Here is a 17,454-nt window from a genome sequence, read left to right on the forward strand (position 1 = left end):
GCCGGTTTACCCACTGCGCAGAACCTCCACTCGGCCTCTCGAGGGGGCAAGAAAATCAAAAGCCAGATCAAGATCAAAAGCCAAAGCGAGGCGGCCTTAAAGCCGACCTGATCGGGAGCCGTACGCGTTCCCCCTGTAGGAGCCAGGCTTGCCGGCGAACCAGACGCTGCGGTGTGTCTGTTGGACCGCGTGATCGTTCTTCGCCGGCAAGCCTGGCTCCTACGGGGGATCGGGTGCACCCGCAAAGTCAGGTCGGCTTTAAGGCCGCCTCGCTTTGCTTTGGATTTGGGTGCCCCGTTAACCACGATGGCCGAACGCAGGCATTGCGCAGTGGGGAAACCGGCAGGACGCCGGTTTAGCCGCGCTGGGCCAGGGACGGCCCATCGCGGCGACCCACGGAGCAATGCCGGAGAGAGGGCATGCCGAGCCTTAGCGAGGCACCGAGTGGTGGGGCAAAGCCTTTTGCTTCCTTTTTGGCGTTTGAAAAAGGGAGTCGCTGTAAGAGCGAAACCATAAGTGGCCGTTACCGCAGCAATGGATATGTACTCAGTAAACAATTCCCCACAGGCTTTGACGCGGCATGTCTCAACGTTGGTAGAGGCCCCGATGGAGGTCGTCACAGGTTGACGAACAGGCTCAGGGCATGAGGGGGCCAGAAAATCAAAAGCCAAAGCAAAAGCAAGGCGCCCTACCAGCCGGCCTGATCTCAGTGAACATGTTCCCCTGTAGGAGCGAGCCTGCTCGCGATGGAGGTCAACGATGACGCGGGGTGCCTGACACCCCGCGGCGCTCTCGGGTCCATCGCGAGCAGGCTCGCTCCTACAGGGTTCGGTGTTGCCATTGTGTCAGTGATGCTTCAGCGTGAGGTCCTGCGCGGGCTGCGTTCCTCGAGAATGTCCCCCATGCGCTGCTCGATCAGGCCCTTGATCTTTTGATGGGGCAGGATGTAGAAGCGCTTTTGCTTCACTGCATCGAGGGTGATCTGCGCAATGTCGGTCGCGCTGAGTTTCCCGGCCTGGGTGGCCTTGCGTGTCTGTTCTTCGTACTTCTCTTTCAGCGGATTGGCGGCAGCCAGTTCGGCCGGGCGGTTTCGACCGGCATCGGCGATGCCCGTCGAGACGAAGGCCGGGCACAGCACCGATACACCGATCGAAGCGCTCTCCTCCTGCAGTTCCAGCTGCAAGCACTCGGACATCGTCACCACAGCGTGCTTGGTTGCACAGTAGATGCCGTTGCCCGGCACCGACAACAGACCAGCGACCGAGGCGGTATTGACGATGTGGCATTCATCCCCTTGGGCCAACATGCGCGGCACAAAACTGCGAATACCATGGGCGACCCCCATCACATTGATGCCAATCATCCACGCCCAATCCTGCACGGTCGTTGTCCACATCGGGCCACCGACCAGTACCCCGGCGTTGTTGAACAGCAGGTGCGCAGCACCAAAGCGCTCGTAAGTCGCTACCGCCAGTTGCTCGACCTGTTCAGCCTGAGCGACGTCACAGGTCACGGCCAACACATGCGTGGCCGACGGCAGCCGCTCGAGGGTGCCCTGCAGGTTTTTCTCATCGATGTCGCTCAACACAAGACGCATGCCTTCGTTGGCGCAGGCTATCGCCAATTCGCGACCGAAGCCGCTGGCGGCACCGGTGATCACGGCGACTTTGTCGTGCAGTAATTTCATGGGGGTCTGACAGTCCTGTGTGTTCGAAAAAAGCTCGCGGCACTCGAAAAAATCCATCTACAGCGTGCTGCACAAATGACCTGCATCCACCACGATCTCGCTGCCCGTCATGCCGCGACTGGCGTGCGAGGCAAGCAGCAACAAGGCGCCGTCCAGATCGGCCGGTGTGCAGAAGCGCCGCGAGGGGATACGGGCGCGCAACTTTTCGCCCGCCTCGCTGCGCAGGAAATCGCTGTTGAGCTCGGTCATCACGTAGCCGGGGGCGATGGAGTTGACCCTGATTTCGTGACGCGCCAGTTCCAGGGCCAGGGAGCGGGTCAAATGGCTCAGGCCGGCTTTCGCCGCGACATAGGGGGTCAGGCTGCCGGCAACGCGGCTGGCGAGGATCGACGTCACGTTGATCAGGCTTCCGCCACGCCGCGCCTCGACCATGCGTCGTGCCACTTCCTGGGCAACGATCCAGGCGCCCTTGAGGTTGGTGTCGAGCACCCGGTCCCAAGCATCGTCGGTGTACTCCAGTACATGCAGGCTGTCGCTGACGCCCGCGTTGTTGACCAGAATGTCCAGCGGGCCCATTTCCTCGGCGATCCGCGCCAGGCAGCCGTTGACCGATGCCCGGTCGGTCACGTCCAGGGCAAAGGCTTTGGCACGCCCGCCCTCGCCTTCGATTTCCTCGACCAGAGTCTGCAGTTGTTCGACACGTCGCGCCGCCACCGCCACTTCGGCGCCAGCCGCCGCCAGCGTGCGGGCGAAATGCCGGCCAAGCCCGCTGGAGGCGCCTGTGACCAAGGCACGCCGGCCCGTGAGATCAAACAGCTGAGTGATAGCAGGTTGCATCAGGAAAACTCCTTGTGTCCTTCGAGGATTTTTTTCGCCAGGCTCATGCGGTGCACCTCGCTCGGGCCGTCGTAGATACGGAATGGCCGGATGTCGCGGAAGATGCGCTCGACCACGGTTTCCCCGGTGACCCCGCGTCCTCCCAGAATCTGCACACAACGATCGACCACATGCCACAAGGCTTCGGCACTGAGCACCTTGGTCATGCTCGACTCGACATTACCGCGACCGCCTTCGTCCAGGACCCAGGCGCAATGCCAGATAGCCAGGCGGGTGCTGTGCAGCGCCATCTGGTTGTCCGCCAACATGAAGCCCACCCCCTGGTGCTCGCCCAGGGTCTTGCCGAACGAGTCACGGGTCCTGGCGTAGTCGCAGGCGATATCGTGAGCACGCCGGGCAGCCCCCAGCCAACGCATGCAGTGGGTCAGCCGCGCGGGCGCCAGGCGTACTTGCGCATAGCGAAAACCCTTGCCGATTTCGCCCAGCACATCGGTGGCAGGAATGCGCACATTGTCGAAACGCAAGACGGAGTGACCGCCGGAGAAACAGCTGTCCAGGGTCTTGAGTTGCCGTTCGTGGATGATCCCGGGGGTGTTCATGTCCGCCAGGAACATGGTCGCCGAGCCGTCCTCCATGCGCGCCATGATGATCGCGAAGCCGGCGCCGTCAGCCCCGGTGATCAGCCATTTTCGGCCGTTGATGACGTAGTCGTCGCCGTCACGCACGGCAACGGTCTGCAGCATCGACGGATCGGAACCGGCACCCGGCGCTGGCTCGGTCATGGCAAAACAGGAGCGGATCCGGCCACTGACCAGGGGGCGCAGCCAGCGATCTTTCTGTGCCTCGGTGGCCACCTCGTCCATCAGGTGGATGTTGCCTTCGTCCGGTGCATGGATGTTCAGGGCGATGGGGCCCAGCGGTGAATAGCCGGCCTCCTCGAAGACGATCGCCTTGGCGACGTGACTCAGGCCTGCGCCGCCCATTTCGCGACTGGCGTGGGGGCACAGCAGGCCGGCCACACGGGCTTTTTCCAGCAGCTCCTGGCGCAAGTCTTCGCTGGGGCCGTGAGACGTGTATCTCTCATCGGATTCCATGGGGATCACTTGCTCGGCGATAAAGGCGCGGGTCTTTTCGCGCAGGTCCAGCAACTCTTGGGGAATGGTGAAGTTCATGGTGGTCCTGGGTTCTAATTAATCAGGGGCACGAGCTGGGCGTAGATGCGTTCCATCACGGTTTGCCGCTGGCCTGCCTTGGGGAGATCGTAGGGCGTCAGGTTCACGACCCGGACGAAGCGGCGCAGGATGCGACCGTCCTGCATGTCGAAATCGATGATGTTCAGGCAGGCGTTGTCTTGCTCCAGGGCGGCGGCACAGCCGCGCGCGCCACCCAGGGCCCAGCCCAGCAACAGGCGGTTGACCGCGTCATGACTGACCAGCAACAGGTTTTGCCAGTCCGGTTCGGCGAGCACTTGCTCGAAGCGGGCGAGGACGCGGCTGTCGAAATCGTGCCAGCGTTCGCCGCCCATGAAGCGACCTTCAGGGTCGGCGAAACTGTCATAGGCGTAGCTGACCTGCTGTTGCAATTGCTCAGGCGCAATCTCGCGCAGGCGGCCGGCACGCACCTCTCGCAGCTGCGCGCACGCCTGGAGCTCGAGCGGGCGATCACCCAGCAACAACTCAGCAGTCTGCCGGGCACGCGGGTAATCGGAGCACAGCGCACGGTCGAAACTGATCGGCGCCAGCACCTGCCCCAGTTGGCGTACCTGATCTTCTCCGAGTTCGGAGAGCGGCACGTTGCGAGGGTCCAGCGGCTGGCCGTCGGGCGCAAAATAATCCACATGACCATGGCGTACCAGGTAGCAACGGCGACGATAAACGGCTGCTGTGCTCATTCGGCGAGCCCCTTCGGATTGCTGATCGACAGCCGCGCCCGGGTGATCGCCGAGAGCGCCGCGAACAGCTGATCCTGATCATTTCCCGGCTCATCGAATCGGCCCTGGCGAATGGCTCGGCACAGGGCCTGACGGGCATCGGCCAGTGAGGCCTCGACAGCGTCCGGCAGCGCTGCAAGCAGCTGAGACTCGGCGGCATCCGCAGCCTCGCCGTCACTGTACTCGCGACCGGCGATCGCCATGGCATTGGCAACCATCAGCGCCTGGTAGCGAAGGCTGCCGGGTAACTGCGGCAGTAACTCATCAAGCAGGGTCTGGCGGGCAATCGCCAGCAGTTCACTGGCATCGGGACGGATGTTCATCGGCGCACTCCTGTGGTCAAGCGCAACAGGTCCTGTTCCAGTTCAGGAATCAACCTTCCGGTCAGGGCCAGCTCCAGTGAAGGCTCTTCACCGGACAAATGACGCTGGGCCTGCTGCAGGGCGATGACGGCCCAACGCAAGGTGGCCATGACCTGCCAGAAGACCAGCTCGTCTTGTTCGATAACCAGCGGGGAGACCTCGTTGTAGCCGCGCAGGAAATGCTCCAGCGTGCCGATACCGCCCGCCTCCAGGTCAGGCCGGGCGAAGCGCCAGCAACGGGCGGTGAACCAGCCGATGTCCTGGCGCGGATCGCCCCAGCCGGTGAATTCCCAATCCAGTACTGCCTGCAGGCTGCCGGCCTCGGCCAGGTAATTGCCGGTACGAAAGTCACCATGCAGCAAACACGGCTCTGCGCTTTTCGGCGCGTTCGATTCACACCAGCGCAGCCCCCACTCCAGCACGGGCTGATGCGCCCCAAGGCGATCCAGTACGCCACGCTGGGCATCGATCGTGGTTTGCACCGAGACCTGCTGCGGATCGCCAAGAAACGCCAGCCGGGCTTGGGCCGGCAAGATGCAATGGATTCGCGCCAGGTTGGCGCCCAGGTCAGCCACCAACTGCGGATCGCCTTCAGCACCCAACTGATTGGTGAGCCTGTGGCCGGCCGTGATGCCGGACACCCACTGCATGATGAAAAATGCGCGGCCGTGGACCGCGGTGTCTTCGCACAGCCAGAGTGGCCGAGGCACCTTGACACCGGCCCGATGCACCGCGCTCAACACCGCGAATTCCTGGGCGCGACTCAGGCTCCCCTGCACCACCGATTGGGCGTCGCTGCGCAGGACCCAGCGTTGACGGCCAGCATAGGCGCCGCCCTCTACGCTCACGTCGAGCAACCAGTTCTCCTGGATAGCACCGCCAGACAGGCGCTGCTGATGCTCAACGCTGAGCTGTTGCGCGCCAGCCTGGGCGCAAAGGAAGGATTCCAACCGGTTTTTCTTCAGCTGTTCTTCGGGCAACGGCTTTGTCGCCGCTGCTGCATTCGGACCACTCATGTGTCGCCGCACCTGACTTGTTGGATGTGTAGATAACAGTGCTTCAGCAATTGCCGGGCCAGCTTTTCCAGCGCAATGCTGCACGCCTTATGTAACGGGGCCTGCAGCCATCCTGGCCACAGGCACAAGGTCTCGCTGCGGACTTGCAATCTTGCATTATTGAAACAACTGCATTCATATGTGAGACCAAACTGAAACACCCATGAGAGCCCTGCCGCCATGCCGCCTCGCCACCCCCGGATCGTTGTGCTGATCAGCCACCTGGAACGTCCACTGCAACAGAGCCGCCTGGCTCGCGTGGTGACCAGCGTGCTGCCTGACTACTCGGGCGAAACCGACATTCGCGTGCTCGACACCACCGTCGAAGAGTCCTTGCAACTGGCCCGCGAGCTGGAGCAGAACAACGAAGTCGAGGTGTTCGTCTGCGCCGGCGCCACCGCCGCCTACCTGCGCCGACATCTGACCCGCCCGGTGCTATCGATGCGCGTGGGCGGGGCCGATCTGCTTCGGGCTTTGGAACAGGCGCGACTGCGCTCAGCGCAGATCGCCGTCATCAGCCATGCGCGGATCAACGCCGACCTCGACTCCCTGGCGGCACTGTTCACGGTGCAGATCCATCAGGGGAGTTACGTCACTCTCGATGAAGCCAGGCAGGCGGTAGAACGCGCGCGCAGTCTGGGTTGCCAAACCGTGATCGGCTCATCCACGGTGGTTGAACTGGCGGAGCAGGTCGGTTTGCACGGCGTGCTTTCAATCAGCCAGAACACCGTGCGCAAAGCCCTGGAAGAAGCCTTGGGCGTCCTGCACAGCCAGCGCAGCGAACTTGCCAAGCGCCGGCACCTGGACGCGGTGTTGCAACACATCCCCACCGGCGTTGCCGCCGTGGATAACCAGGGCATCGTGCAAGCGCTGAACCCTGCACTGGAAGCGTTACTGGGCATGCCGGCCAGCCACCTGCTCGGTCGCCCGCTGCAGGAATTCTGCCCGCAACTGGCGCTGGACGACGTACTGCGCAGCGGCGTCGGGGAAGAAAACACGGTCATTCAACTGGGCCAGAATCTGCTGCTGTGCAATGTTCTGCCGATCCTCGAAGACGGCCAGCGCACCGGGTTGGTGTTGACGTGTCAGGACACCTCGGCGGTTCAACGCGCCGACCAACGCATTCGCTCGACCCACCGCCCCGGCGGCTTCTCGGCCAAATACCGCCTTGAGCAGATCAGCGGCAAAAGCCAGGCCACCCGACAGTTGCTCAAGCTGGCGCAGCGCTATGGGGCAACCGCCTCTACCGTGCTGATCACCGGTGAAAGCGGTACCGGCAAGGAGTTGCTGGCGCAAGGGATGCACAATGTCAGCAGCCGCCATCGCGGCCCGTTCGTTGCGATCAACTGCGCGGCCTTTCCCGAATCGCTGCTGGAAAGCGAGCTGTTCGGCTACCAGGAAGGCGCCTTCAGCGGCTCGCGCAAAGGCGGTAAACCCGGCCTGATCGAAGCCGCCCATCGCGGCACGCTGTTCCTCGACGAAATCGGCGACATGCCGGTGTCATTGCAGACTCGCCTGCTGCGAGTCCTGCAAGAGCGCGAAGTACTGCGCCTGGGTGCAACAGAACCGATCAGCATCGACATCCGGATCATCGCCGCCACCCATCAGGACCTTCCGCAAGCCATCGCAGCCGGGGGATTTCGCAGCGACCTCTACTATCGCCTGAACATCCTGCGCCTGCAGACCGTGCCGCTGCGCGAGCGCAGTGAAGACATCGCCGACATCGCCCGGGCCATTTTGCGTCGCCTCAATGGTGACCATCGTGCGCCGCCCTTGCAGGAGCGATTGCTGGACGCACTGTTGCCCCACCTCATGGCGTACCACTGGCCCGGTAATATCCGTGAACTGGAAAACATCCTGGAGCGTGCCGCACTCTCGGCCCAGGATCTGTTGCGAGGCAACGTGATCGATGAGCTGAGCCTGGCACTGGTGATCCCCGAACTGCGCAATATTCAGGCATTGCCACAGACTGCGGCCGTCACCGACTTGAAAAGCATCGCCAGGGAAAAAGAAAAGCAGTACGTGCTGGAAATGCTCCAGGCCTGCGACGGCAACCTGGCAGAAACCGCCAGCCGGCTGGGCATCAGTCGCTCCACGCTCTGGAGGCGCCTGCAATAGAAACGGCAGCGGTTGCGCACCTGGCGTGTTCCAGGTGCGCAACCGCTGCCGTGATGCAAAGAGCTATTGATCAGGTCCTGGCGCTGCTCACTGGAACACTTCGAACAGTCCCGCCGCGCCCATGCCACCGCCGACGCACATGGTCACCACCACATACTTCACGCCGCGTCGCCGGCCTTCGAGCAAGGCATGCCCGACCATCCGCGCGCCACTCATGCCGTAAGGGTGGCCGATAGCGATGGAGCCGCCATTGACGTTCAGCCGGGCGTCGTCGATGCCCAGGGTGTCACGGCAATACAGCACCTGGCAGGCGAACGCTTCGTTGAGCTCCCACAGGCCGATGTCGTCCACTTTCAAGCCGTGTTGCTTGAGCAGCTTGGGGACCGCCAGTACCGGGCCGATGCCCATTTCTTCCGGGGCCAGGCCCGCCATGGCGATACCGCGGTACAGGCCCAGCGGCTTGAGGTTGCGCTGCTCAGCGAGGCGCGCATCCATCAACACGCAGGCGCTGGCGCCGTCGGACAATTGACTGGCGTTGCCGGCGGTGATGCAGCCGCCATCGATCACCGGCTTGAGGTTGACAAGGTCTTCCAGGAGGGTCTGGGGACGGTTGCCTTCATCGGATGTGAGGGTGACCTCTTGCAGACGGGCTTCGCCTGTGACTTTGTCGATCACCTGCCGAATGCTGGTGACCGGGACGATTTCGCTGTCGAACAACCCGGCCTGCTGCGCCGCCGCAGTACGCATCTGCGATTGCAGGGCATAGGCATCCTGGGCTTCGCGACTGATGCCGTAGCGCTGGGCGACGAACTCAGCGGTTTTCAGCATGGGCATGTAGGCGTGGATCGCGTTACGTTCCACCCGCGGATCGCGCTCGTCGTAGGCCCACTCCATGTGGCGATTCTGCACCGCGCTGATGTTTTCCTGGCCGGCACCGATCGTGACCGGCATGCCGTCGACGATGATCTGCTTGGCGGCAGTAGCGATGGCCATCAGGCCCGAGGCGCACTGGCGATCCAGGGTCTGCCCGCTGACCGTCAACGGCAGGCCCGCCGCCAGGGCGGCCATGCGTGCGAGGTTCAAGCCGGCCGTGCCGCTGGTCAGTGCGGTGCCCAGCACCAGGTCTTCGATCTCCTGCGCTTCGATACCGGCGCGCACGACCGCCTCGCGGATCGCGTGGCCGGCCAGGGTGGGCGACTTGATGGTGTTGAACGAGCCACGGAACGCCTTGGCGATAGGCGTACGGGCCGTGGAGAGAATGACGGCTTCTTTCATGGTTGGGGTCCTTTGGTGTCAGTTGTGGCGGCCACCCTCGAGCGGCCGCCAAAGGTCAGATGCGTTCGATGCGGGCCTGGCCGCTGGCAACCAGGCGCTCCAGCAGCGCGGCCGGCTGGAACCACATTTCGCCGTAGGCACCGAGTGCCTCGCGGTAATGGCCGATGCGCTGCAGTACCTGGGCCAGCCCCAGTCCTTCGGCGTAGTGCAGCGGGCCCCCGCGCCAGGCCGGGAAGCCGTAGCCGTTGTTCCAGACCAGGTCGATGTCGCTGCTGCGCTGGGCGATGCCTTCATCGAGCAACTGGATGCCTTCGTTGACCAGCATCAACACGCAGCGGTCGTGGATTTCCTGATCACTGATGGCGCGACGCTGGATGCCCAGTTCGCCAGCGATCTGCTCGGCCAGTGCGAGCACTTGCGGGTCATCCTTGCGCTCGCGGCCTTCGTAGAGGTAATAGCCACTACTGGTCTTCTGGCCAAAACGGCCGAGGCCGTAGAGCGCGTCGGCGAGCTTGCAATAGCCTTGGTCGTGGGCGATGAGATCGCGGCGCGACTCGCGCACCAGGAAGCTGACATCGATGCCGGCCAGGTCGTGCATGGCCAACACCCCCATGGCCAGGCCAAGGCCGGTGAGCACCTTGTCGACCTGCGCAGGCGTAGCGCCTTCGAGCAGCAGGCGGTGCGCCTCGCGGGAATAGGGTTCGAGCATGCGGTTGCCGATGAAGCCGAAGCACACCCCGGAGACCACCGGGATCTTGCCGATGCGCTTGGCGATTTTCAGCGTCGTGGCCAGGACATCGGGGGCCGTGGCCGTGCCGCGAACCACTTCGAGCAGGCGCATGACGTTGGCCGGGCTGAAGAAGTGCAGGCCAACGACGTCCTGTGGCCGGCGGGTGACGGCAGCAATGGCGTCGACATCCAGTGTCGAGGTATTGCTCGCGAGAATCGCCCCGGCCTTGCACACCTCGTCCAGGGTGCGAAACACCTGCTGTTTGATCGGCAGGCTCTCGAACACGGCTTCGATCACCAGGTCAGCGTCGGCGATATCGGCGTAGTCGAGGGTGCCGTGGATCAGCGCCAGGCGCTCGTCCACCTGCGCGGCCGTGAGCTTGCCGCGCTGGACGCTGGCCTGGTAGTTTTTGCCGATCAGCTCAAGGCCGCGCGCCAGGGCATCGGCCTTGAGCTCCAGCAGTGTCACCGCCATGCCCGCATTGGCAAAGTTCATGGCGATCCCGCCGCCCATGGTGCCAGCGCCTATCACCGCGACCCGGCTGATCGGACGAATCGGCGTGCCCGCGTCCAGCCCCGGCAGCTTGCCCACTTCACGCTCGGCGAAGAACACATGGCGCAGTGCCTCGGACTCGCTCGACGCCTCGGCCTCCTTGAACAATTCGCCCTCCCTGGCCAGGCCTTCAGCCAAGGGCAGGCTGCAGGCAGCCTCGATGGCCGTTACTACTCGCTGTGGTGCGCTCTGGCCTTTCCAGCGGCCCAGGTTGGCGGCACGGTAGTCAGCGAAATAATTCGCCGGCACGCCAGCCCCCGGATTCGCTTGAGGCCAGGCCGGATGCGCCGGCGCCTGCCGGGCAATCAGCTCCAGGGCAACGCTGCGAGCGGTATCGAGCAGGCTGTTCGCGTCTGGCGCCACGCGCTCGATCAGGCCCAGTTCCAGCGCCCGCTGCGCCGTGATCGGTTGGCCCGAAACAATCATCTCCAGTGCCGCCTCGGCGCCGATCAGGCGCGGCAGCCGCTGGGTGCCGCCAGCGCCGGGCAACAGGCCGAGCTTGATTTCCGGCAGGCCCAGGCGTGCCCCGGCCTCCGCCACGCGGTAGCCGCAGGCCAGGGCGAGCTCCAGCCCGCCACCCAACGCCAGGCCGCCGATGGCGGCGATCAGCGGTTTATCCAGTTCGCTCAGGCGAACCAGCAGGCTCGGCAGGTCCGGCCGGGCGAACGACGCGGCGCTGCCGAACTCGGCAATGTCCGCGCCAGCACTGAACACCAGGCCTTCGCCGTGGAGGACAAGCGCTTTCACGCCGGGGTCGGCGGCGGCACGTTCGCAGGCCTCCAGCAATTGCTCGCGCAGTGCCTGGCCGAGGGCGTTGACCGGGGCACAGCTGAGGCCGATCAGGGCCAGGGAATCTTCACAACGGTATTGGATCAGGTTTTTCATCGATATTTTCTCAGTCGGATAAAGGCGTAGAAACCGCGGGACACGTCTGTCTCCCTCAGCTCAACACGCTTTCCCGAATCAGCTTCTTGTTGATCTTGCCGACGCTGGTCTTGGGGATCTCGGCGACGAACTTGAACTGCTTGGGAATCGCCCACTTGTTGATCCGGCCGCGCTCGACAAACCCTTGCAGGTGCGCCTCGAGGATCTTGCGGTCCAGGTATTGCCCCGGCTCACACACCACCAGGGCCATGGGCCGTTCGCCCCATTGCTCGTCCGCAATGCCGATCACCGCGACAGACGTGACCGATGCGTGCTCGCTGATCAGGTTCTCCAGCTCCAGCGAACTGATCCACTCGCCGCCGGTCTTGATCACGTCCTTGATGCGATCCTTGATTTCCACCCCGCCCTGGGGGTCGATGGAGGCCAGGTCGCCGGTGTGCAACCAACCGCCCTGCCACAGCTCGGCGCCCTTTTGCGGATCCTTCAAATAACCTTGGGTCAGCCAGGGCGCGCGCACGACGATCTCGCCCAGGGACTCACCGTCGTGGGCAACGCTTTGGCCGCTGGCATCGACGATCTTCAGGTCGACCATCGATATCGGCAGGCCGGTCTTGATGCGCGTGGCCAGCTGCGCCTGCATCGGTTGCCCGAGCGCCTCCCCGCGCAGGTAAGTCGAGCACAGCATCGGGCAGGTCTCGGACATGCCGTAGCCGCTGTAAACAGAAATGCCGCGGGCAGATGCCTGGCCGGCCATGGCCAAGGTCAGCGCACTGCCGCCCAGGAGCATTTTCCAGCCATCGAAACGGGTCTGCGCCGCCTCATCGCAACCCAGGATCATTTGCAGGATGGTCGGTACGCAGTGGGAAAAGGTCACCCGTTCTTCGCGAAACAGCCGGACCAGGCTATTGGGCTCGTATCGACCGGGGTACACCTGCTTGATGCCCATCAGGGTGGCGACATAGGGCACGCCCCAGGCATGCACGTGGAACATCGGCGTGATCGGCATGTAGACGTCGTCGGACCGCAGCAGCGCATAGCTTTGGTGAGCGCCCAGGGTCCCCACGGCATTCAAGGTGTGCAGCACCAACTGGCGATGGGTGAAATACACGCCCTTGGGGTCGCCGGTGGTGCCGGTGGTGTAGAACAGCGTCGCCACCGAGTTCTCGTCAAAGTCGGGGAAGTCGTAATGGCAGGCGGCCTGGGAGAGCAGGCTTTCATACTCCCCCAGTACAGGCAGTTCGGTGCCGATCGCGGCGTCGTCAGTGAGCCTGATATAGCCCTTGACGGTGTCCAGGCCAGGATGAATCTGCTCGATCAATGGCAGGAAGTCGTCATGCACCAGCACCAGGTCGTCCTCGGCGTGGTTCATGGTGTAGAGCACCTGGTCCGGCGACAGGCGAATGTTCACCGTGTGCAGCACCGCGCCGATCATCGGCACGGCAAAGAAACACTCCAGGTAGCGGTGGCTGTCCCAGTCGAGCATGGCCACGGTATCCCCGGCCTTGACCCCGGCCGCGGTCAGCGCATGGGCCAGCCGATGGATGCGCTCGATGAGGGTCTGGTAGCTGTAGCGCAGTTTGTCGGCGTAGACGATCTCGTTGGCAGGTGCGTAGCGTACCCCGGACAGCAACAGGCGCTTGATCAACAGCGGGTAGCTGTAGGCGCCTGGTGCCGGTGGAATTATTTTTGTGTTGAGCATGGTCGTGACTTCCCGATTCAGAACTGTGCTGCGTCCAGCAAATAAAGGCTTTCGCTACCGGCCTTGACCGAAGCGCTCAACGAATGGATACGTGGCAGCAAGCGGGCGAAATAGAAGCGCGCGGTGGCCAGCTTGCTGGCGTAGAAATCGTCATCGCCCTGCTTGCCCATGGCGGCCTTGGCCATCAATGCCCACATGTAGGCGTACGCGGTGTAGCCGAACACTTGCAGGTACTCGACCGAGGCGGCGCCGATTTCATTCGGGTTGCCCTGGGCCCGGTCCAGCAGCCACGCCGTCAGTTCGTCGAGGGTGTCCACGGCGGCGTTCAACGGCTGGGTGAACTCGCCAAGCTCAGTGCTGGCGTCGGCGGTGAAGTTACGGACCTGCGATGCAAACAAGTGGTATAGCGCCCCGCCGCTGCCGACGATCTTGCGCCCGGCCAGGTCCAGGGACTGGATGCCATTGGTGCCTTCGTAAATCTGCGTGATGCGCACATCGCGCACCAACTGCTCCTGGCCCCATTCACGGATGTAGCCATGGCCGCCGAAAATCATCTGCCCGTGCAGGGTGGTTTCCAGCGCCATGTCGGTGAGAAAGGACTTGGCGATCGGGGTCAGCAAGGCCACCAGCTCCTGGGCTCGGGTACGGGCCGTCGGGTCGTCGCTGTACTTGGCGATGTCCAGTTGCAGGGCGACGTAGCTGGAGAACGCACGGCCGCCTTCGTTCAGGGCCTTCATGGTCAGCAGCATGCGGCGCACGTCGGGGTGGACAATGATCGGGTCAGCCGCCTTGTCCTTGCACTGCGCACCGCTCGGCGCACGGCTCTGCAGACGGTCACGGGCGTAAGCGACGGCGCTCTGGTAGGAGCGCTCACCCTGGGCCAGGCCCTGGATACCCACACCCAGGCGCTCGTAGTTCATCATGGTGAACATCGCCGCCAGGCCCTTGTTCGGCGCATCGACAATCCAGCCGGTGGCGTCGTCGAAGTTCATCACGCAGGTGGCCGAGGCCTTGATGCCCATCTTGTGTTCGATGGAACCGCAGGACAGCGAATTACGCTCGCCCAGGGAACCATCGGCATTGACCAGCAACTTGGGCACCAGGAACAGCGAGATGCCTTTCGGGCCGGCCGGGGCATCCGGCAGTCGTGCCAGCACCAGGTGGATAATGTTCTCGGTCAGGTCATGCTCGCCGCCGGTGATGAAGATCTTGCTGCCACTGACCTTGTAGCTGCCATCCGCCTGGGGCTCGGCCTTGGTGCGAATCAGGCCCAGGTCGGTGCCAGCATGGGCTTCGGTCAGGCACATGGAGCCGCTCCAGGTGCCGGCGTACATGTTGGGCAGGTAACGCGCCTTGAGTGCCTCACTGGCGTGGGCATTGAGCGACAGGCAGGCACCCGCCGTCAGCATCGGGTAGGTGCCGAATGACAGGTTGGCCGAGGCCACCATCTCCTCGACCTGCGCCGAAATCGCCTTGGGCATGCCCATGCCGCCGTACTGCGGATTACCGCCGACACCGACCCAACCGCCTTCGGCGAAGGCATGGTAGACCTCGGCAAAACCGTCCGGGGCGGTCACCGAACCGTTGTCCCAGGAACAGCCCTGCTCGTCGCCACTGCGGCGCAGCGGAGCGATGCTGCCCGCACTGATCTTGCCGGCCTCTTCGAGGATCGCGGCGGCGGTTTGTTCATCGACCACCTCGGCCAGGCCGGGCAATTCGGCCCAGAGCCGGGACACCTGGAAAACCTCGTTGAGGACGAAGCGCATGTCGCGCAGGGGAGCGTTGTAGTCAGCCATTGTGCTTACTCGGAAGTGGCCAGGGCATGGGGCATGCCGGGGCGTTCAGTGGTTTCGGATGGGGTGGCTTGCGCTGCAGGGGTGTGCGCGACAGGCACCCGCTCACGCAACAGGAAGTACGACAGGGCGGGAATCAGGATCAGCGCGCCGAGCATGTTCCACAGGAACATGAAGGTCAGCAGGATGCCCATGTCGGCCTGGAACTTGATCGGCGACCAGACCCAGCACACCACGCCGGCCGCGAGGGTGATACCGACCAGCCCGACCACCCGGCCGGTGAACGACACGGCGTTGCGGTAGGCCTGGGACAGCGGCAGGCCCTGGCGCTGGTGGTGTAGCTGAACGCTGAGCAGATACAGTGCGTAATCGACACCGATCCCCACGCCCAGGGCGATCACCGGCAGGGTCGCGACCTTTACGCCGATGCCCATGACCACCATCAACGCTTCGCAGAGGATCGAGGTCAGCACCAGCGGCAGCAACGCCACCAGCGTGGCGCGCCAACTGCGGAAGGTGATCAGGCAGAACAGCGTCACCGCCGCATACACATAAAACAGCATGGTGCGGTTGGCCTCGCGCACCACGATGTTGGTGGCCGCTTCGATCCCGGCACTGCCGGCGGCCAGCAGGAACTGGCGATCCTGGGTGCTGTTTTCCTTGGCAAACTTGTCGGCAATCGCCACCACGGCGTCCAGGGTCTCGGCCTTGTGATCCTTGAGGAAAGCGATCACCGGCATCAGCGAACAATCGTTGTTGAACAATTCCGGTGAGTTGACCGAGGCTTGCTGCGCGGCGTAGTTCAGCACGTCCTGGTTGCGCTGGATGCTGTTGAGCTTGGGGTTGCCTTCATACGTGCCGGCGGTGATCTGGCGCACCGCGTTGACCAGCGAAGTGGTGGCCTGCACCCCCGGAGACTGTTGCAGCTCCCAGGCCAGGCGGTCGGCGAGGATCAGGGTCTGGTAGTTCAGGCAGCCTTCCGGCGCGGTCTTGATCATCACCGCGAACATATCGCTGGACAGCGCGTAATGGCTGGTGATGTAGGCGTTATCGCGGTTGTAGCGCGAGTCGGCGCGCAACTCCGGCGCCCCGCTGTCGAGGTCGCCGATCTTCAGTTGCAGGCTGACCATGAAACCGCCAATGCCCATCAGCGTGGCGACCAGCACCGCGCCTGTGGCCCAGCGCCGTGTGGTGAAGCGGTCGAGCAGGTCCCAGAGTTTGCCGAAGCCTTTGTGGTGTTCGGCACGGGTGTCGATCTTCAGCGCACGCTCGGCCGCCTTGTGCCCGACGCCGACGTAGGACAGCGCCACCGGCATCAGCAACAGCGAGGTGAAGATCAGCACCGCCACACCAATGCTGGCGGTGATCGCCAGGTCCTGGATCACCGGGATGTCGATCAGCATCAGCACGGCAAAGCCCACGGCGTCGGCCAGCAATGCGGTGACCCCGGCGATGAACAGACGGCGGAAGGTGTAGCGCGCGGCGATCAGCTTGTGGGTGCCACGGGCGATGTCCTGCATGATGCCGTTCATCTTCTGCGCCGCGTGGGACACGCCGATGGCGAAGATCAGGAACGGCACCAGCACCGAATACGGGTCGATGGCGTAGCCCAGCCAGGCGACGATGCCCAATTGCCAGACCACCGCGATCAGCGAGCAGCCGACCACCAGCAGGGTGCTGCGCACGCAACGGGTGTAGGCGTAGATGATGACCAGCGAGGTGACCACGGCCAGGCCGAAGAACATCATCACCTGGATCAGGCCGTCGATCAGGTCGCCCATCAGCTTGGCGAAACCGATCACCCGCACCTTGTACGGGCCCTTGCCCTCTGCCCCGGATTTACGCGCGGCGCTGTCGCCGGCGAATTCGATCTTGTCGCGCAACTGCTCTTCGAGCAATCGCGAGAACTGATGGTAGTTGATGCTCTGGCCCGTGGCCGAGGCCTTGTCCAGCAGCGGTACGATCAACATGCTCGACTTGAAATCGCTTGCCACCAGGCTGCCGACGATGCCGGCACGGCCGATGTTCTGTCGCAGACGCTCGATGTCTGCGGGCGAGCCGCGGTAGGAATCAGGCATCACCGGACCGCCCTGGAAACCCTCCTGGGTGACTTCAGTCCAGCGCACCCCCGGACTCCACAGCGACTTCATCCAGGAGCGGTCGACGCCCTCGGTGAGGAACAGCTGGTCGTTGACCTGCTTGAGCACCTCAAGATAACCGGGGTCGAAAATATCGCCCTGGGTGTTCTCGATCACCACCCGCACCGAGTTGCCCAGGCCGCGCAGCGACTGGCGGTTCTCCAGGTAGTTCTGGATGTACGGCTGGCTCTGCGGAATCATCTTTTCGAAGCTGGGGCGCAGTTCCAGGCGTGTCACGGCCATAAACGCCAGCACCACCGTGGCCAGGGCCATCAGCAGCATGAACAGCGGCCGATAGTTGAACACCAGGCGTTCGAGCAGGTTGCCGGAGCGACGGTCGAAATCCCGCAGCTCGCGGATCACCGGCATGGCGTCTTGTTTGATATTGCCCAT

12 protein-coding genes are annotated in these 17,454 nt (G+C 63.6%); 1 reads left to right on the forward strand and 11 read right to left on the reverse strand.

Annotated elements, in window-relative coordinates; all coding sequences use genetic code 11:
- Positions 1-856 precede the first annotated feature (856 nt).
- Genes HFK74_RS12115 through HFK74_RS12140 form a run of 6 tightly spaced genes read right to left on the reverse strand, consistent with a single transcriptional unit; the run spans position 857 to position 5,832 of the window.
- A complete protein-coding gene (locus HFK74_RS12115) occupies positions 857-1,687 on the reverse strand; it encodes an SDR family NAD(P)-dependent oxidoreductase (RefSeq protein ID WP_180203705.1) in 831 nt (276 codons plus the stop codon).
- A 57-nt stretch (positions 1,688-1,744) separates the two neighbouring features.
- Entirely contained in the window at positions 1,745-2,524 is a 780-nt protein-coding gene (locus tag HFK74_RS12120; protein ID WP_180203706.1) for an SDR family NAD(P)-dependent oxidoreductase, read from the reverse strand.
- On the reverse strand, positions 2,524-3,696 hold the full coding sequence (locus HFK74_RS12125) for an acyl-CoA dehydrogenase family protein (protein WP_180203707.1): 1,173 nt from the start codon (positions 3,694-3,696) through the stop codon (positions 2,524-2,526). The genes HFK74_RS12120 and HFK74_RS12125 overlap by 1 nt, the downstream gene beginning before the upstream one ends.
- A gap of 14 nt (positions 3,697-3,710) precedes the next feature.
- On the reverse strand, positions 3,711-4,415 hold the full coding sequence (locus HFK74_RS12130) for a histidine phosphatase family protein (RefSeq protein ID WP_180203708.1): 705 nt from the start codon (positions 4,413-4,415) through the stop codon (positions 3,711-3,713).
- Entirely contained in the window at positions 4,412-4,777 is a 366-nt protein-coding gene (locus HFK74_RS12135) for a DUF6285 domain-containing protein (protein WP_180203709.1), read from the reverse strand. The genes HFK74_RS12130 and HFK74_RS12135 overlap by 4 nt, the downstream gene beginning before the upstream one ends.
- Complete coding sequence (locus HFK74_RS12140) at positions 4,774-5,832, reverse strand: phosphotransferase family protein (RefSeq protein ID WP_180203710.1); 1,059 nt, start codon at positions 5,830-5,832, stop codon at positions 4,774-4,776. Before HFK74_RS12140 ends, HFK74_RS12135 begins: the two co-directional genes overlap by 4 nt.
- A gap of 219 nt (positions 5,833-6,051) precedes the next feature.
- On the opposite strand from HFK74_RS12140, the gene prpR reads away from it, so the two are divergent.
- Positions 6,052-7,989: a propionate catabolism operon regulatory protein PrpR gene (prpR, locus tag HFK74_RS12145; RefSeq protein WP_180203711.1), complete on the forward strand. Its 1,938-nt coding sequence runs from the start codon at positions 6,052-6,054 to the stop codon at positions 7,987-7,989.
- An 87-nt stretch (positions 7,990-8,076) separates the two neighbouring features.
- On the opposite strand, the gene HFK74_RS12150 is transcribed toward prpR, so the two are convergent.
- The 5 genes from HFK74_RS12150 to HFK74_RS12170 are packed head-to-tail and all read right to left on the reverse strand — an operon-like array spanning position 8,077 to position 17,454.
- A complete protein-coding gene (locus HFK74_RS12150; protein ID WP_180203712.1) occupies positions 8,077-9,264 on the reverse strand; it encodes an acetyl-CoA C-acyltransferase in 1,188 nt (395 codons plus the stop codon).
- A 55-nt stretch (positions 9,265-9,319) separates the two neighbouring features.
- A complete protein-coding gene (locus HFK74_RS12155; RefSeq protein ID WP_180203713.1) occupies positions 9,320-11,431 on the reverse strand; it encodes a 3-hydroxyacyl-CoA dehydrogenase NAD-binding domain-containing protein in 2,112 nt (703 codons plus the stop codon).
- Positions 11,432-11,486: 55 nt separating this feature from the next.
- Complete coding sequence (locus HFK74_RS12160; RefSeq protein WP_180203714.1) at positions 11,487-13,130, reverse strand: fatty acid--CoA ligase; 1,644 nt, start codon at positions 13,128-13,130, stop codon at positions 11,487-11,489.
- Between the two features lie 17 nt (positions 13,131-13,147).
- A complete protein-coding gene (locus HFK74_RS12165; RefSeq protein ID WP_180203715.1) occupies positions 13,148-14,926 on the reverse strand; it encodes an acyl-CoA dehydrogenase C-terminal domain-containing protein in 1,779 nt (592 codons plus the stop codon).
- Between the two features lie 5 nt (positions 14,927-14,931).
- Complete coding sequence (locus HFK74_RS12170) at positions 14,932-17,454, reverse strand: RND family transporter (RefSeq protein WP_180203716.1); 2,523 nt, start codon at positions 17,452-17,454, stop codon at positions 14,932-14,934.

Origin of the sequence: Pseudomonas sp. SbOxS1 (genome assembly GCF_013416725.1) — a bacterium.
GTDB lineage: Bacteria > Pseudomonadota > Gammaproteobacteria > Pseudomonadales > Pseudomonadaceae > Aquipseudomonas.

Excerpts from the sequence above, each read along its gene's own strand:
- HFK74_RS12115 (WP_180203705.1), bottom strand. The coding sequence starts at position 1,687 with ATGAAATTACTGCACGACAAAGTCGCCGTGATCACCGGTGCCGCCAGC.
- HFK74_RS12120 (WP_180203706.1), bottom strand. The coding sequence starts at position 2,524 with ATGCAACCTGCTATCACTCAGCTGTTTGATCTCACGGGCCGGCGTGCC.
- HFK74_RS12125 (WP_180203707.1), bottom strand. The coding sequence starts at position 3,696 with ATGAACTTCACCATTCCCCAAGAGTTGCTGGACCTGCGCGAAAAGACC.
- HFK74_RS12130 (WP_180203708.1), bottom strand. The coding sequence starts at position 4,415 with ATGAGCACAGCAGCCGTTTATCGTCGCCGTTGCTACCTGGTACGCCAT.
- HFK74_RS12135 (WP_180203709.1), bottom strand. The coding sequence starts at position 4,777 with ATGAACATCCGTCCCGATGCCAGTGAACTGCTGGCGATTGCCCGCCAG.
- HFK74_RS12140 (WP_180203710.1), bottom strand. The coding sequence starts at position 5,832 with ATGAGTGGTCCGAATGCAGCAGCGGCGACAAAGCCGTTGCCCGAAGAA.
- prpR (WP_180203711.1), top strand. The coding sequence starts at position 6,052 with ATGCCGCCTCGCCACCCCCGGATCGTTGTGCTGATCAGCCACCTGGAA.
- HFK74_RS12150 (WP_180203712.1), bottom strand. The coding sequence starts at position 9,264 with ATGAAAGAAGCCGTCATTCTCTCCACGGCCCGTACGCCTATCGCCAAG.
- HFK74_RS12155 (WP_180203713.1), bottom strand. The coding sequence starts at position 11,431 with ATGAAAAACCTGATCCAATACCGTTGTGAAGATTCCCTGGCCCTGATC.
- HFK74_RS12160 (WP_180203714.1), bottom strand. The coding sequence starts at position 13,130 with ATGCTCAACACAAAAATAATTCCACCGGCACCAGGCGCCTACAGCTAC.
- HFK74_RS12165 (WP_180203715.1), bottom strand. The coding sequence starts at position 14,926 with ATGGCTGACTACAACGCTCCCCTGCGCGACATGCGCTTCGTCCTCAAC.
- HFK74_RS12170 (WP_180203716.1), bottom strand. The coding sequence starts at position 17,454 with ATGGGCAATATCAAACAAGACGCCATGCCGGTGATCCGCGAGCTGCGG.